Source organism: Pseudomonas linyingensis, from assembly GCF_900109175.1.
Lineage (GTDB): Bacteria > Pseudomonadota > Gammaproteobacteria > Pseudomonadales > Pseudomonadaceae > Geopseudomonas > Geopseudomonas linyingensis.
Map to the genome: position 1 here is coordinate 183,137 of NZ_FNZE01000002.1, position 15,245 is coordinate 198,381.

At 64.3% G+C, this 15,245-nt stretch carries 12 protein-coding genes; 4 read left to right on the plus strand and 8 right to left on the minus strand.

The annotated features are described in order from the left end of the window. The first annotated feature begins 701 nt into the window (after nt 1–701). The 4 genes from BMZ19_RS03315 (at nt 702) to BMZ19_RS03330 (ending at nt 5,542) form a co-directional block, all read left to right on the plus strand. Nucleotides 702–962 carry a DUF4212 domain-containing protein gene (locus BMZ19_RS03315; protein WP_090306817.1) on the plus strand — a complete coding sequence of 87 codons (261 nt, stop codon included), beginning with the start codon at nt 702–704 and terminating at the stop codon, nt 960–962. A gap of 6 nt (nt 963–968) precedes the next feature. Beyond that, nucleotides 969–2,738, plus strand: a complete 1,770-nt coding sequence (locus BMZ19_RS03320; protein ID WP_090306820.1) for a sodium:solute symporter family protein — start codon at nt 969–971, stop codon at nt 2,736–2,738. A gap of 99 nt (nt 2,739–2,837) precedes the next feature. Then, nucleotides 2,838–3,377, plus strand: a complete 540-nt coding sequence (locus BMZ19_RS03325) for a hypothetical protein (protein ID WP_090306822.1) — start codon at nt 2,838–2,840, stop codon at nt 3,375–3,377. A gap of 323 nt (nt 3,378–3,700) precedes the next feature. Continuing rightward, nucleotides 3,701–5,542, plus strand: coding sequence for a putative nucleotidyltransferase substrate binding domain-containing protein (locus BMZ19_RS03330; RefSeq protein WP_090306825.1), 1,842 nt, complete (start codon nt 3,701–3,703; stop codon nt 5,540–5,542). A 61-nt stretch (nt 5,543–5,603) separates the two neighbouring features. Here the strand turns inward: BMZ19_RS03330 and BMZ19_RS03335 are convergent, their stop codons facing one another. From BMZ19_RS03335 to BMZ19_RS03370, 8 genes are all read right to left on the minus strand, one after another. Next, complete coding sequence (locus tag BMZ19_RS03335; RefSeq protein WP_090306828.1) at nt 5,604–6,323, minus strand: 3'-5' exonuclease; 720 nt, start codon at nt 6,321–6,323, stop codon at nt 5,604–5,606. After that, a complete protein-coding gene (locus BMZ19_RS03340) occupies nt 6,320–8,254 on the minus strand; it encodes a putative nucleotidyltransferase substrate binding domain-containing protein (RefSeq protein WP_090306832.1) in 1,935 nt (644 codons plus the stop codon). Before BMZ19_RS03340 ends, BMZ19_RS03335 begins: the two co-directional genes overlap by 4 nt. Nucleotides 8,255–8,334: 80 nt before the next feature. Beyond that, complete coding sequence (locus BMZ19_RS03345; protein ID WP_090306834.1) at nt 8,335–8,883, minus strand: glutathione peroxidase; 549 nt, start codon at nt 8,881–8,883, stop codon at nt 8,335–8,337. 185 nt (nt 8,884–9,068) lie between these two features. Next, nucleotides 9,069–11,246, minus strand: coding sequence for a malate synthase G (locus BMZ19_RS03350; protein WP_090306837.1), 2,178 nt, complete (start codon nt 11,244–11,246; stop codon nt 9,069–9,071). An 878-nt stretch (nt 11,247–12,124) separates the two neighbouring features. Further along, the gene (gene rarD / locus BMZ19_RS03355) at nt 12,125–13,009 is read right to left on the minus strand and encodes an EamA family transporter RarD (protein WP_090306839.1); all 885 of its coding nucleotides are present in this window, start codon (nt 13,007–13,009) and stop codon (nt 12,125–12,127) included. 134 nt (nt 13,010–13,143) lie between these two features. Then, nucleotides 13,144–14,118, minus strand: a complete 975-nt coding sequence (locus tag BMZ19_RS03360) for a serine/threonine protein kinase (RefSeq protein WP_090306842.1) — start codon at nt 14,116–14,118, stop codon at nt 13,144–13,146. A gap of 59 nt (nt 14,119–14,177) precedes the next feature. Beyond that, the gene (locus BMZ19_RS03365; RefSeq protein ID WP_090306844.1) at nt 14,178–14,357 is read right to left on the minus strand and encodes a hypothetical protein; all 180 of its coding nucleotides are present in this window, start codon (nt 14,355–14,357) and stop codon (nt 14,178–14,180) included. A 93-nt stretch (nt 14,358–14,450) separates the two neighbouring features. Beyond that, the gene (locus BMZ19_RS03370) at nt 14,451–15,155 is read right to left on the minus strand and encodes a ComFC family protein (RefSeq protein WP_090306847.1); all 705 of its coding nucleotides are present in this window, start codon (nt 15,153–15,155) and stop codon (nt 14,451–14,453) included. Nucleotides 15,156–15,245: the final 90 nt, after the last annotated feature.

The following is a 15,245-nucleotide window of genomic DNA, read 5'->3' on the forward strand; positions in this document are numbered from 1 at the left end:
CGGTCGGCAGTGCTTCTGTAATGGTCCTGGAAGCCCGTGCAGGTTTCTTTGTTAATAGTGCTGAAGATATTTTGTTGGCTTTTTTAGGCTGTGCGCGATTTTTAATTGAATGGTTGTTGCTGTGTTTTTGGTTGTTTAATAAATATTCTGGTCGAGAGATTGTGATTTGTTGATGTTAATGGTTGGCAAGGCCTTGAGTTGTGTGTGGTGCGTTTTCATATTTCAATGAATATTGTTTTCTTGTCTGCGGGATATTGTAGTGCTGCGGCCATGATTCCCGATTCTTCAGGTTCATCCTGTATGGCGGCGCGCAGCAACCGGCCAGATAAGTGTGCAGCGGGCGCGCGGGCCGGGATGGCCAGCGTCAGTTCCGGGCTGGCATCGGCAGCGGCTGGAGCCGCAGGGACTGCGCATGGACAACCCGGTCGCCTGCGGGCCGATCGGGCGAGCGCCTTGCTGCTTGGGTGGGAGATGCTTGGGGCGTGATGCGTGCCTGCCGGCCCATCTCGGCCTGGCAATGCTCTACGTCAGGCTTGCCGGGGCGCGGTAGCGGCGAGGAGTGGCCTGGCTGAGCCGATCGGGAAGAGTTTTTTGGCGCTTCCTTGAGACTAAAGTCGGGGCTTTCTTTTTGTAGTGGCACTTTGTTAGATTCAATATGTGTGTTTCTTTCACCTGTAATAAAAACAAAACGGAGAAAGGCGATGGCAGACGATAAAGCGAATGCTGCTGCGTACTGGAAGGCGAACGTTAGCCTCATCACATGGAGCCTGGTGGTATGGGCTCTGGTCTCATTTGGTTTTGGCATCCTCTTGCGCCCGATGCTGATGAATATCTCAGTCGGTGGGGCGGACCTGGGCTTCTGGTTCGCTCAACAGGGCTCGATCATCACGTTCATTGCGATCATCTTCCACTACGCGTGGCGGCTGAACAAACTGGACAAGCAATTCGGCGTTGAGGAGTAAGCCAGCATGAGCCAATTTGTAATCAATATGCTATTCGTGGGGGCGTCCTTCGCTCTCTACTTCGGTATCGCAGTCTGGGCACGCGCCGGATCGACCAAGGAGTTCTACGTCGCCGGTGGCGGCGTGCACCCGGTAACCAACGGTATGGCCACTGCGGCCGACTGGATGTCCGCAGCGTCCTTCATCTCCATGGCTGGTCTGATCGCTGCCGGTGGCTACTCCACCTCCGTCTACCTGATGGGTTGGACCGGTGGTTATGTACTGCTGGCCATGCTGCTGGCGCCCTACCTGCGCAAGTTCGGCAAGTTCACCGTACCGGACTTCATCGGTGACCGCTTCTACAGTCGTGGCGCACGCCTGGCCGCGGTCATCTGCCTGCTGCTGATCTCCCTGACCTACGTAATCGGTCAGATGGCTGGTGCCGGTATTGCCTTCTCCCGCTTCCTCGAAGTGAGCAACTCGGCCGGCATCTGGATCGCCGCAGCCGTGGTGTTCGCCTACGCGGTATTCGGCGGCATGAAGGGCATCACCTACACCCAGGTTGCCCAGTACGTGGTACTGATCATCGCCTACACCATCCCGGCGGTGTTCATCGCCTTCCAGCTGACCGGCAACCCGATTCCGTCGCTGGGCATGATCGGTACCCACGTCGAATCCGGCGAGCCGCTGCTGGCCAAGCTGGATGCCGTGGTCACCGACCTGGGCTTCGCCGCCTACACCGCCGACACCGACAACAAGCTGAACATGATCCTGTTCACCCTGTCGCTGATGATCGGTACCGCTGGTCTGCCACACGTCATCATCCGCTTCTTCACCGTACCGAAGGTAGCTGATGCTCGCTGGTCCGCTGGCTGGACCCTGATCTTCATCGCCCTGCTGTACCTCACCGCTCCGGCCGTGGCCTCCATGGCGCGCCTGAACCTGATGACCACCGTGTACCCGCAGGGTACCGAGGCTGCTCCTCTGGCCTATGAAGAGCGTCCTGAGTGGGTGAAGACCTGGGAAGAAACCGGTCTGATCAAGTGGGAAGACAAGAACAGCGATGGCCGCGTGCAGTTCTACAACGACGCCAACGCCACCTTCAAGGCAACCGCTACCGAGCGTGGCTGGAACGGCAACGAGCTGACCGTCAACAACGACATCATCGTGCTGGCCAACCCGGAAATCGCCAACCTGCCGGGCTGGGTCATCGGTCTGATCGCTGCGGGCGCCATCGCCGCTGCACTGTCCACCGCTGCCGGTCTGCTGCTGGCCATCTCCTCCGCTGTGAGTCATGACCTGATCAAGACTCTGATCAATCCGAAGATCAGCGAAGAGAGCGAAATGAAGGCGGCCCGGATCTCCATGGCGGTGGCGATCCTGCTGGCCACCTGGCTGGGCCTGAATCCTCCGGGCTTCGCGGCACAGGTAGTGGCTCTGGCCTTCGGTCTGGCGGCAGCGACCCTGTTCCCGGCGCTGATGATGGGTATCTTCTCCAAGCGCGTGAACGACAAGGGCGCGATCGCAGGCATGACTGTCGGCCTGCTGGTCACCATCGTCTACATCTTCATGTACCTGGGCTGGTTCTTCATTCCGGGCACTGCGACCTTCGCCAACACTCCGGATAACTGGCTGTTCGGCATCTCCCCGCAGGCCTTCGGTTCCGTCGGTGCGATCATCAACTTCGCCGTGGCCTACGCCGTGTCGCTGGTTACCGATGCTCCGCCGAAGGCAGTGCAGGACCTGGTAGAGAGCGTGCGTACTCCGAAAGGCGCTGGCGCCGCTCTGGACCACTAAGTGATAATGAAACCAGAAGTCAGATTAATAATCTGAACCACGGTTGAAACAGATATCGGGCTTCCAATTGGAAGCCCGATTCTTTTGAAGGAACTGAATATGATATGGCATCTGATTGCCGCAATCTGCGCTGCCCTGGCGGGTGCGGGGATCGCATTGATACTGCGCAGTCTGACGCGCCAGTGGCTGCCGAAGTGGATCATTCCGGCATTCGCCGGTCTGGGCATGCTCACCTATACCATCCACTACGAATACACCTGGTTCGATACCAAGCAGGCGCAACTGCCGGCAGGCTCGCTGGTGGTGGCCAGCGAAACCGGCGACATGCTCTGGCGCCCCTGGACTGCCCTGTTCCCGATGCCGCTGTCCTATACGGTGCTTGATTCCGCCAATGCGCAGATCGAGGAAACCAGCCAGGGACGCATGGGGCGTTTCGTCCTGTACCGCTTTGAAAAGCATCATCTGATGTCCACCGTGAAAAGCGGCGCTCATCAATTGCTCTGCAGCGAGAAGGTGATGTTCAGCCTGAACGAGGCCGGACAGGCCAAGTTCGAGACCCTGACCAAGCTGGATATCAATGCACCGCTCTACCGGGCCATCTGCGAGCCCAACGGTCTGCAGGCCTCCCCGGGCAACTGATCCGGCCGCAGGATGCAATGGCGGTCGCCTGACCGCCAGCAGCCTTGGCAGTGTCGGCTGACGACAGCGCCCGGTTTGGGCGTTCAGCCGCTGCGCTGCATCCACGTGCTGCAACTTGTTCAGTCGACTCCGGTCAGGCGACTGAGGCCGTATCCGCGCCTGCCGGAACGGCATCCGCAGTGCCTGGCATTGATGCGTGACACCTCCCGCCTTTGTCGCTTTAATCATGCTCATGCATCTGCTTGCCTGCAGGATGGCGAGGCTGGGCAGGCTTGCCGCTGCGAATAGCGGACAGGAACCATAATTAAAGCGGAGCGCTTGCCATGTCTGATTCGTTCAAGATGGATAACCTGCCCTTCAGTCTGCTGGATGCCCGCGAGCAGGCCCTGGTGAACGATAACCTCGAGACCGCCTGCTTCCAGAAGGGCGAGGTGATCATCGAGGCGGGCAAGCCGCCGCAGGGCGTATTCATCATCGCCACGGGACGGGTCGCGGAAAGCGATGTGAGCGAGCCGGACGCGGATGGCAAGCCGCTGGCCAGCCATGTCTTCGTGCGTTACGAGGACGAGGATTATTTCGGCGGCTGGTCGGCGATCAATGGCGTGGCGATTCACAACTTCGTGGCGGTCGAGGAAACCGTCTGCCATGTCCTGCCTACCAGCATCCTGCTGGAGTTGATGACCAGCAACCATCTGTTTGCCGATTACTTCCAGCAGAATCTGAGCGCCAAAAGGGAAATCGTAGCCCAGCATGGGCAGGGCCAGGACATGGCCGAGTTCATGCTGGCAAGAATCAGCGATGGCCTGATTCGTGAGCCGCTGATCGTTCCTGAGGGGACCAGTCTGCATGAGGCGACACGCCTCATGCGCGAGATGAAGTCAGACTGCCTGCTGGCGCAGAAGAGAAGTCGTCATGGCATGGTGACCCGGACGGATCTGCTCGATGCGGTGGTCCTCAAGGGCATGCCGCTGGAAACCGATGTCTGCGAAATCGCCAGCTATCGACTGATCACCGCCGACCCGGAAGACTACCTGTTCAATGCGCTGATCCTGATGACCCAGCATCAGATCGAGCGCGTCGTGGTCATGGGCGAAAACCACCGGTTGGTCGGGCTGGTCGAGCTGACCGATGTGCTCAGCCACTTCTCCAGCCACTCCCACGTCATCGGCCTGCGGGTCGAGCGCGCCAACACGCTCGAGGAGCTGCGCGAGGCGGCGCTGGGGCTCACCGACCTGATTCGGGCGCTGATCTCGACCGGGGTGAAGATCCGCTTCACCATGAAGCTGCTGGCCGCCATGAATGGGCGGATCATTTCCAAGCTGTTCGATCTGATCATCCCCAGCGACATGCGTCCCCACGTCTGCCTGATGGTGATGGGCTCGGAAGGGCGCGGCGAGCAGATCATGAAGACCGACCAGGACAATGCGCTGCTGGTGCGCAACGGTCTGGAGTGGCCAGGGCTGATGGATACCATGCGCCACTTCAGCGAGACGCTGATCAGCTTCGGCTTTCCGCCCTGCCCGGGCAACATCATGGTGTCCAATCCCGAGTGGGTGAACTCGATCGACGAATGGGCGCGCAAGCTGACCCAGTGGAGCCAGAACTGCGATGGCCTGTCGGTGATGAATCTGGCGATTGCCGTGGACAGCAAACCGATTGCCGGCAACATCGCCCTGTTCAAGGTGGCGAGAAATGCCTTCCTGCGCCGGGTGCACAGTAACGACATCTTCTTCTCGCACTTTGCCAAGGCCGCGCTGAGCTTCGATACCCCATTGACCCTGTTCGGCAACCTGAAGGACAAGGAGCAGCTGGACGTCAAGAAGGGCGGCATCTTCCCCATCGTCCACGGGGTAAGAACCATGGCGCTGGAGCAGCGCATCCTGGAGACCAATACCTTCAAGCGCATCGAGGCGCTGGTGGCGATGGGGCGAATGGACAAGGCCATGGGCGAGAACCTTGGCGAGGCGTTGTCCATTTTCATCCAGTTGCGCCTGAACCAGCAGATGCAGCGGGTCGAAGCCAGTGAAGAAGGCCTGGACAGGACGCCCAATACCATCGATCTGCAGAAGCTCAACAAGCTGGAGCGCGACCTGCTGCGCGATGCCCTGCACATCGTCAAGGACTTCAAGAAGCTGTTCGCGATGCGCTACCACATCAGCAGCTGAGTCGGGGGCCGGGTTTCCTGCAGGAGCCAGCAAGCCAGCCCTGCAGGATCAGGCGCAGCACTCAGATCGAGCCGAGCGCGGCCTGGCGGGCACGTTGCCAGTACCTGGCCCGCTGGGCCAGCTCCTCGACCCGCTCGATGCCCATGCGCTGGGCCCGGTTGAACAGGATCAGGGCGATTTCCGCGGTGGCCAGGGCATCCGCCGAGGCGTGATGGCGTTGCGCGATGTCGATGCCGAAGTAGTTCATCCAGTAATCCAGACTGCCACGCCGGGTCAGCACTTCCGGAAACAGCATGGGCGCCAGGTCGGCGACGTCCAGGAAGGGATTTTCCAGGTTGTAACCCAGCTCGTTCTTCAGGGCGCGGGCCAGCATGCGCTGATCGAAGGGCGCGTGGAAGGCCAGCATCACGCTGTCGGCGGCGAACTCCATGAAGCTGAGCAGGGCCTCGGCCGGCGGCTGGCCGGCGGCCAGCTCGCTGGGGGCGATGCCGTGGATCAGCACGGCCTCGTTGACCTTGACCTGGCGGCGCAGGGTGCATTCGAACTGCTGGGCCATGTCGATGGCTCCGTCCTCGATGGTGACCGCGCCGATCGAGATGACAATGTCGCGGTTGAGGTTCAGGCCGGTGGTTTCCAGGTCGAGCACCACGAAGCGCTGCTGGTGCAGCAGGGCATCCAGGCAGGGCGGCGGCGGCAGCGCCTTGAGGCGCTGGCGCTGCGCTTCGTCGAGGGCCAGATGGCGGCGCTGGAGTCGGGCGAACAGGGCGCGGATCAGGTTCATAACTGGTACCTGACCCCCAGGCTGGTCTGCAGGCGCTGGGCCTGGCGGAAGGATTCGCGCAGGATGCGCCGATCCAGCTGATTCAGGGTGTCGGGGTCGAGGCGGTTGCTCAGCGGCTGGCCGGCGCGTTTCTGACGCTGATGCAGTTGCATGCGGGTCATCTGGATGAAGTCGTAGGCCTCCTCGTAGGCGGCGGCAGCCTGAGGCTTCAGCACGCCCCGCGCGCCGAGCTGACGCAGGCGTTCAAGGGTGTTGCACTCGCTGATGCCATGGGCCAGGGCGAGGATGCGTACCCCTTCGACGAAGGGCATCAGGCCCTCCACCTTGAGGTCCAGGGTGTCCTTGTCGGCACCGAGTCTGGCGACGATGAAGTCGCGGAAACGGCCGATGGGCGGCGGATGGCGCAAGGCGTTGGCGGCCATCATGTGCTGGAACAGGCTGTTGCCTTCGATCATCTGCAGCAGCGCCTCGCTGAGCTGCCGGCAGCCTTCGCTCGGGCCCCAGACCGAGCGCAGATCGAAGAAGATCGACGAGTGCATCAGGTTGTCGCGGGTCGGGTTCTGGATGATCCCCATGAAGCGGCGCAGCCACTCCTGGCGCGACAGGCACAGCTCCGGGTTGCTGGCCATGATGTTGCCGTTGCACAGGGTGAAGCCGCAGCGATCCAGGGCCTCGTTGATCCTGCGCGCCAGGGGCAGCAGGCGCTGGCGGATCTGCTCGGCCTCTTCGGGACTGCCGGCCTCGAACAGCATGCCGTTGTCCTGGTCGGTGAGCAGCGCCTGCTCGCGGCGCCCTTCGCTGCCGAATACCAGCCAGGTGAAGGGCACGCCGGGGTCGCCGTGCTCCTCGATCATCAGCTCGATGACCCGCGCCACGGTGTGGTCGTTGAGCTGGGTGATGATATGGGTCAGCTGCTCCGGGTTGGCGCCGTGGGCGAGCATGTTGTCGATCAGGTGGGCGATCTCCTCGCGCAGCTCGACCAGGCTGTCGATATGCGGGGCCGCGCTGATGGTGCGCGCCAGATGGACCAGATCGACCCGCTGCAGCGAGAACAGGTCGCGCTCGGACAGCACGCCGACCAGGCGGCCCATCTCCACCACGCAGATGTGGGCGATCTGCTTGCGAGTCATGGTCAGCGCGGCATCGAAGGCGGTGGCGGTCGGTGGCAGGTGGATGGGGTCGGGAGTCATCAGTTCGTCGAGCGGCTGCTGCAGGTCGCCGCTGCCATCGGCGATCACCCGGCGCAGGTCGCGCAGGGTGAAGATGCCGATCGGATAGTCGCTGTCGTCGACCATCACCAGGCTGCCGACGTGATGCTCGTGCATCAGCTTCACCGCCGCGCGAAGGCTGATGCCGCTGCGGCAGGTCACTGGGTTGGCGGAGGCGAGGATGTTCAGGCGGGTTTCCAGCGAATACTGGGCGCCGAGGGTTTCTGCGGCCTGCAGCTGCACCTGCTGGTGCACCTGGCCCACCAGGCTGCTGACCCCACGCAGGGCGAAGTCGCGGAAGGCTTCCGACTGGTTGTAGGTGCGCACGAAGGCGGCGCGGCCGAGCTGCAGGCAGAAGGTGTCCTCGGCGGCGATGTAGTGGCTGCGGGTGGCCCGCTCGCTGACCATGGCCGCCACCGGGAAGCACTCGCCCGGGGCGATCTCCTGGGTGGTCTCCAGGCCATCGCCGCTCTGGGTCGGGCGCTGGCCCAGCACCAGCCCCTGCTTGACGATGTAGACATCCTCGATCGTGCCGTCGCCGGGACCGACGATGGGATCGCCGGCGGCATAGAAGCGCAGCCGGCACTGCTCGACCATTTGCGCCAGATGGCTGAGTTCCATCTGGTTGAACGGGGCATAGCGCAGCAGAAAGTGCATGGTGCCCTGGATGTTCTGCATCACGGCGGTCTTGCCGACCGCCGCGAAACCATCGTTCTTGCTCATCTTGTTGTTCTCCGGGGGCGTCCGTTGATGATTCGCGCGGGGCCCGGCGCAGCCCCTGATCTGCGCCGGGGACGCCTCGTTCAGGGCTGCGAGGCGATGGCCTGTTCCACGGCCGCGATCAGTTTCGCATCGTCCGGTCGGGTCATGCTGGAGAAGCGCGCCACCACCTTCCCCTGGCGGTCGATCACGTACTTGTAGAAGTTCCAGCGTGGCGCGCCGCTCTGTGCGGCGAGCTTGCGGAACAGCGGGATGGCCGCGTCACCGGTGACCTTCTGCGCGGCGCTCATGCTGAAGGTGACACCGTAGTTGACGTAGCAGACGCTGGCGGTTTCCGCACTGTCGTCGGCTTCCTGATGGAAGTCGTCGGAGGGCACGCCGAGCATTTCCAGGCCCTGGCCCTTGTAGCGCTGGTAGAGCGCCTCGAGGCCTTCGAACTGGCCGGTGAAGCCGCAGTGGCTGGCGGTGTTGACCACCAGCAATGGCTTGCCGGCGAACCGGCAGAGGTCGATGGTCTGCTGGCCGCGCAGGGCCGGCAGGCTGCCTTCCAGCAGCGGGCCGCAGTCGGCGGCCTGGGCAGCCGCGCCGCCGAACAGCAGCGGCAGGCCGAGGAGAAAACGTAAGCGACGCATGGCAGTCTCCGAATGGGGCTGTCAGGTACCCATGGCGCCACGCTAACCGTGCGTCGCCTGGCTGGCAATCAGCCATTGGCAGGGCAGGCCCACAAAGCACAACGCGCCGCCTCCCGGAGGAGCGCGGCGCGTTGTGGTGGGGAGCGCAGGGCGCTCCCGGAGTCGGCATCCGTGCCGACGCGGTATTACAGACCGTTCTTGGCCTTGAACTCGCGGCGACGGCGGTGCAGCACCGGCTCGGTGTAGCCGTTGGGCTGCTTGGTGCCCTCGACGCACAGCTCGACGGCCGCCTGGAAGGCGATGTTGTCGTCGAAGTTCGGTGCCATCGGGCGGTACAGTGGGTCTTCGGCGTTCTGGCGGTCAACCACCAGCGCCATGCGCTTCATTGTTTCCATCACCTGCTCGACCGAGCACACGCCGTGGCGCAGCCAGTTGGCGATGTGCTGGCTGGAGATGCGCAGGGTGGCGCGGTCTTCCATCAGGCCGATGTCGTTGATGTCCGGCACCTTGGAGCAGCCTACGCCCTGGTCGATCCAGCGCACCACGTAGCCGAGGATGCCCTGGGCGTTGTTGTCCAGCTCGTTCTGGATCTCTTCCGCGCTCCAGCTGACGCTCGGCGCCAGCGGGATGGTCAGGATGTCGTCCAGCGAGGCGCGCTCGCGCTGGGCCAGCTCCTGCTGACGGGCGAACACGTCGACCTTGTGGTAGTGCAGGGCGTGCAGTGCGGCGGCGGTCGGCGATGGTACCCAGGCGGTGTTGGCGCCGGCCATGGGGTGGGCGATCTTCTGCGCCAGCATGCCGGCCATCAGGTCGGGCATGGCCCACATGCCCTTGCCGATCTGCGCGCGGCCGGACAGGCCGGCCTTCAGGCCGATGTCGACGTTCCAGTTCTCGTAGGCGCTGATCCACTTGGCGCCCTTGATGTCGCCCTTGCGGATGAACGCGCCGGCTTCCATGGAGGTGTGCAGCTCGTCACCGGTGCGGTCGAGGAAGCCGGTGTTGATGAACACCACGCGCTCCTTGGCGGCCTCGATGCAGGCCTTGAGGTTGACCGTGGTGCGGCGCTCCTCGTCCATGATGCCGACCTTGAGGGTGTTGCGGGTCATGCCGAGGACGTCCTCGACGCGGCCGAACAGCTCGTTGGTGAAGGCGGCTTCTTCCGGGCCGTGCATCTTCGGCTTGACGATGTACACGCTGCCGGTGCGGGTGTTCTTGCGGCTGGTGTTGCCGTTGAGGTTGTGCAGGGCGATCAGGCTGGTGACCAGGCCGTCCATGATGCCTTCCGGCACCTCGTTGCCGTCCTTGTCGAGGATGGCGTCGTTGGTCATCAGGTGACCGACGTTGCGCACGAACAGCAGGGAACGGCCGTGCAGGGTCAGCTCGCTGCCATCCACGGCGCTGTACACGCGGTCCGGGTTCATGGTGCGGGTGAAGGTGGTGCCGCCCTTGGCCACTTCCTCGGCCAGGTCGCCCTTCATCAGGCCCAGCCAGTTCTTGTAGGCGATGACCTTGTCGTCGGCATCGACGGCGGCGACCGAGTCTTCGCAGTCCATGATGGTGGTCAGCGCGGCTTCCATCAGCACGTCCTTCACGCCGGCCGCGTCGGTCTTGCCGATCATGCTGGTCGGATCGATCTGGATCTCGAAATGGATGCCGTTGTTCTTCAGCAGCACGGCCTGCGGCGCGCTGGCATCGCCCTGGAAGCCGACCAGCTGGGCCGGGTTCTGCAGGCCGGTGGTCGAGCCGTTGGCCAGGCTGACGACCAGCTTGCCGCCTTCGATGCGGTAGCCGGTGGAGTCGACGTGGGAGGCGCCTTCCAGCGGTGCGGCTTCGTTGAGGAAGTCGCGGGCGAAGGCGATGACCTTGGCGCCACGCACCGGGTTGTAGCCCTTGCCTTTCTCGGCACCGTCTTCCTCGCTGATCGCGTCGGTGCCGTACAGCGCGTCGTACAGCGAGCCCCAGCGGGCGTTGGCGGCGTTGAGGGCGAAGCGCGCGTTCATCACCGGCACCACCAGCTGCGGGCCGGCCATGCGGGCGATCTCGTCGTCGACGTTTTCGGTGGTGATGGCGAAGTCCGCGGGCTCCGGCAGCAGGTAGCCGATTTCCTGCAGGAAGGCCTTGTAGGCAACGGCGTCATGGGCCTGGCCGGCACGCGCCTGGTGCCAGGCGTCGATCTGCGCCTGCAGGGCGTCGCGCTTGGCCAGCAGGGCCTTGTTCTTCGGGGCCAGGTCGTGAATCAGGGCGTCGGCACCCTGCCAGAACTGCTCGGCGCTGACGCCGGTGCCGGGAATGGCTTCGTTGGTGACGAAGTCGAACAGGACTTTGGCGACCTGCAGGCCACCGGCTTGAACGCGTTCAGTCATTGCTTGCCTCACTCTGCTTGGGAGCCGCATCGGACTGCGGCCCGCCGTTCGTGTAGTACCGATCGCAGGATACTACATGAAGCCGGATGAGAAATGTATGAAGGGCGGGCAACCCTTCGACAAAAGTCGTGGAGAACCGCGACCCAAGGCTGATGCGCGCAGTTGTACACAGGCGCCGCTGGGCGCGGGCAACACACTTGTGCACAAGGCTGGCGCTGTCGCCGCAGGCGGCCACCGTGAGTTGTTCACAGTTGTCCCCGTTTGCCGTGGACCCGCCTGTGGACAAGCCTTGGGTACAGTGCTGCAGCCTTAGTGCCGCAAGGCCTGCAGAGGATTGTGCGATATTCGTACAGGACTGCGGAGGTTATGCACTGCTGGGCTGTATGGAGTTGTGGATAACCACTGGAGCCCTTGCTACAGGCCATGTATGGCGCGGCCTGCAGACGTCTGGCGGTTTTTTGTGCAATTGGTCAGGCGATGCTTGGGGACAACCATGACAAATTGACTATCAGCTCCGGTGGATAAGCGCAGGATTGTCCACAATCGACGTGGGCCAGGCTGTGGACAAGCTGCGTGCACATTGCTGCAGGCCAGCAGGCACGGGGTCTGTGGCGATATGGTCGAATTTCGTACAGGGCGTGACGGGGCGATTTTTCCTCGACTTGTCCACGATTGCGGGGGACCAGCCTGTGGATAAGCTCGGGATGGATCGCCAGGGCCCAGCGCGGCCGGGCGCTGGCGGGGCGTTGGCGATTTCTTGACCAGTCCGCGCGCCCGGGCTTGTGCACATCCGGCGGGGATCAGTGTGTGGATAACCTTGGGGCAATGCCCTGCAGGCCACGGCGGGCGTGGCCTGCAGGGCATCGTTCAGAAAGTGATCAGCTGCGGCGGAGGACTCGCCAGATGTCCAGGCTGTACACCAGCAGGGCCGCCCAGATGCAGGCGAAGGCCAGCAGGTTGGCCGGCGCCAGCGGCTCGTCGTAGAGGAACACTGCCAGCAGCAGCACCAGGGTCGGCGCCAGGTACTGCAGAAAGCCCAGGGTGGCGTAGGGCAGGTGGCGCGCGGCGGCGTTGAAGCAGATCAGCGGGATCAGCGTCACCGGTCCGGCCATGGCCAGCCACCAGCCCTGCGAGCTGTCCCAGAAGTCTGCCTGGCTGCTCGCCGCCGTGGGGTTCAGCCACAGCCAGCCGAGGGCGACCGGCAGCAGCATCCAGGTTTCCACCGCCAGGCCGGGCAGCGCCGCCACCGGCGCCTGCTTGCGGATCAGCCCGTAGAACGCGAAGGACAGCGCCAGCAGCAGCGATACCCAGGGCAGGCTGCCGAGCTGCCAGACCTGCTGCGCCACGCCGCTGGCGGCCAGGGCCACGGCCAGCCACTGCAGGCGGCGCAGGCGCTCGCCGAGCAGCAGCAGGCCGAGCAGCACGTTGACCAGCGGATTGATGTAGTAGCCGAGGCTGGCCTCGAGCATGTGGCCGTTGTTCACCGCCCACACATAGATCAGCCAGTTGCAGGCGATCAGCAGTCCGGACAGCGCCAGCATGGCCAGGCGCCTGGGGTGGGCGCGCAGCTCGCGCCACCAGCCCGGATGCTTCCACACCAGCAGCAACAGCACGGCGCCCATAGCCGACCAGAGCACGCGGTGGACGACGATCTCGAGGGCGGGGATCTGTTCAAGTGCCTTGAAATAGAGAGGAAACAGGCCCCAGATGACGTAGGCGGTCAAGCCGAGGGCGTAGCCGCGGCGGGGATTGGCGGTGCTCATGGACGCTCCAATATTTAGGAAGCTAAATAAAATGGTGCGCCATTCTAGTGCATGGGTTTGCGGGCTGTCTGCCGTGGCCGCTGTGGGCGGCCGGCAGGTGGCGAAGCTAGCTGTAAACCTTTCCTGACGCCGACTCAGAACAGCCGCAGCGGCTCCTCGTCCAGCGCCGCCAACTGCTCGCGCAGCATGAGGATCTGCTCGCCCCAGTAACGCTCGCTGCCGAACCAGGGGAAGCTCATGGGGAACGCCGGATCGTCCCAGCGCCGCGCCAGCCAGGCGCTGTAGTGCATCAGGCGCAGGCTGCGCAGGCCCTCGATCAGCGCCAGCTCGCGAGGGGCGAAGTCGTGGAATTCCTGGTAGCCGTCGATCAGCTCGGCCAGTTGCAGCAGGCGTTCCTGGCGCTCGCCGGCCAGCAGCATCCAGAGGTCCTGCACCGCCGGACCCATGCGGCAGTCGTCGAGGTCGACCACGTGGAAGCGCTCGTCGCGATACAGCAGGTTGCCCGGATGGCAGTCGCCGTGCAGACGGATCGAGCTGTAGTCGATGCGGGAGAACAGCGCGTCGAGGCGCGCGAGCAGGTCGCGGGCCACCGATTCGTAGGCCGGCAGCAGGCTGCGCGGCACGAAGTTGCCTTCCAGCAGGGTGGCCAGCGACTCGTGGCCGAAGTTGTCCACCGTCAGCGCCTCGCGGTGGGCGAACGGCCGGCTGGCGCCGATGGCGTGCATCCGCCCTAGCAGCTGGCCGAAGCGGTACAGCTGGTCCAGGTCGCCCGGCTCCGGCGCGCGGCCGCCGCGGCGCGGGAACAGCGCGAAGCGAAAGCCGGCGTGCTCGAACAGACTCTCGCCGTCACGCAGGAGCGGCGCCACCACCGGCACCTCGTGCTCGGCCAGCTCGAAGCTGAAGGCATGCTCCTCGCGGATCGCGGCGTCGCTCCAGCGTGCCGGGCGGTAGAACTTGGCGATCAGCGGCGTCTCGCCCTCGATGCCCACCTGATAGACGCGGTTCTCGTAGCTGTTCAGCGCCAGCACGCGGGCATCGCTGAGAAAGCCGAGGCTTTCCACGGCATCCAGCACCAGATCGGGGGTGAGGGTGGCAAAGGGATGGCTCATGGCGGGCTCCAGTCGATGGACGTGGAGTGTACCCCTTGTCGCTGCGCTTTGGCCCGACCCTAGGTCTGGCCGCCCAGGGTGAACAGGAGAAACATCAGCACCGCGAGAATCACGAAGAACAGGGCGTACTTCAGCGTCAGGGCCAGGGCACTCTCGCCGGGGATCTCGGCGCCGCAGTGCGGACAGATGCCGACGGTACGGGGTATCTCCTTCTTGCACTCTCTGCAGTGGGTGGCCATGCCATTCTCCTCGCGTGCGGCGCCAGGGCGGCGCTCGGCTGTTCCCTGCCAGACAGAGTAGTCGAGCATTGGCCGCCGATCGGCACGGCGGGCTCAGCCCGGCGCCGGCGTGCGCGCCAGGCAGTAGACGTCCACCCGCGCCGCGCCGGCCTTGAGCAGCAGGCTTGAGAGTGCCTCGGCGGTGGCGCCGGTGGTCAGCACGTCGTCGACCAGCGCCAGGTGGCGGCCGGTAACGGCTGTCGGGTCGGCGAGGGCGAAGGCGCGGCGCAGGTTGCCCCGCCGTGCCGCGGCGTCCAGCTGCTGCTGGGCGGCGGTGTCCTGCGGGCGCAGCAGCAGGTCCTCGCGCCAGGGCAGCGCCAGCTCGACGGCCAGCCAGCGCGCCAGCAGACCGGCCTGGTTGAAGCCACGTCGACGCAGACGCGGTCGGGCCAGCGGCACCGGCAGCAGCAGGTCGGGGCGCGGCAGGCCTTCCAGCCAGGCATGGCGCAGGTGCTCGGCGAGCAGGCCGGCGAGCAGATGGCCGAACGGCCAGGCGCTCTGGTGCTTGAAGCGGGTGATCAGGGTGTCGACCGGGAAGGCGTAGCGCCACGGCGCCTCGACGCGCTGGAAAGCCGGCGCGCGGCGCAGGCAGCCGGCACACACCAGGCCGTCCGCCGGCAGCGGCACGGCGCATACCCGGCAATGCGGGCCGAGCCAGGGCAGCTCGCGTTCGCAGTCGCTGCACAGCGGCAGGCGGGTATCGGTGGGCAGGTCGCAGAGCAGGCAGTACTGGCTGCTTTTTAACCACTGGTAGACCATGCGTTCCCTCGCAGTTGACAACGCCCAAGGCGGCCATGGAATATGCGGCGATCCGTGCCGCCCCGGGATTCTACTGCGGGTGCGCTGCCC

Excerpts from the sequence above, each read along its gene's own strand:
- BMZ19_RS03315 (WP_090306817.1), top strand. The coding sequence starts at position 702 with ATGGCAGACGATAAAGCGAATGCTGCTGCGTACTGGAAGGCGAACGTT.
- BMZ19_RS03320 (WP_090306820.1), top strand. The coding sequence starts at position 969 with ATGAGCCAATTTGTAATCAATATGCTATTCGTGGGGGCGTCCTTCGCT.
- BMZ19_RS03325 (WP_090306822.1), top strand. The coding sequence starts at position 2,838 with ATGATATGGCATCTGATTGCCGCAATCTGCGCTGCCCTGGCGGGTGCG.
- BMZ19_RS03330 (WP_090306825.1), top strand. The coding sequence starts at position 3,701 with ATGTCTGATTCGTTCAAGATGGATAACCTGCCCTTCAGTCTGCTGGAT.
- BMZ19_RS03335 (WP_090306828.1), bottom strand. The coding sequence starts at position 6,323 with ATGAACCTGATCCGCGCCCTGTTCGCCCGACTCCAGCGCCGCCATCTG.
- BMZ19_RS03340 (WP_090306832.1), bottom strand. The coding sequence starts at position 8,254 with ATGAGCAAGAACGATGGTTTCGCGGCGGTCGGCAAGACCGCCGTGATG.
- BMZ19_RS03345 (WP_090306834.1), bottom strand. The coding sequence starts at position 8,883 with ATGCGTCGCTTACGTTTTCTCCTCGGCCTGCCGCTGCTGTTCGGCGGC.
- BMZ19_RS03350 (WP_090306837.1), bottom strand. The coding sequence starts at position 11,246 with ATGACTGAACGCGTTCAAGCCGGTGGCCTGCAGGTCGCCAAAGTCCTG.
- rarD (WP_090306839.1), bottom strand. The coding sequence starts at position 13,009 with ATGAGCACCGCCAATCCCCGCCGCGGCTACGCCCTCGGCTTGACCGCC.
- BMZ19_RS03360 (WP_090306842.1), bottom strand. The coding sequence starts at position 14,118 with ATGAGCCATCCCTTTGCCACCCTCACCCCCGATCTGGTGCTGGATGCC.
- BMZ19_RS03365 (WP_090306844.1), bottom strand. The coding sequence starts at position 14,357 with ATGGCCACCCACTGCAGAGAGTGCAAGAAGGAGATACCCCGTACCGTC.
- BMZ19_RS03370 (WP_090306847.1), bottom strand. The coding sequence starts at position 15,155 with ATGGTCTACCAGTGGTTAAAAAGCAGCCAGTACTGCCTGCTCTGCGAC.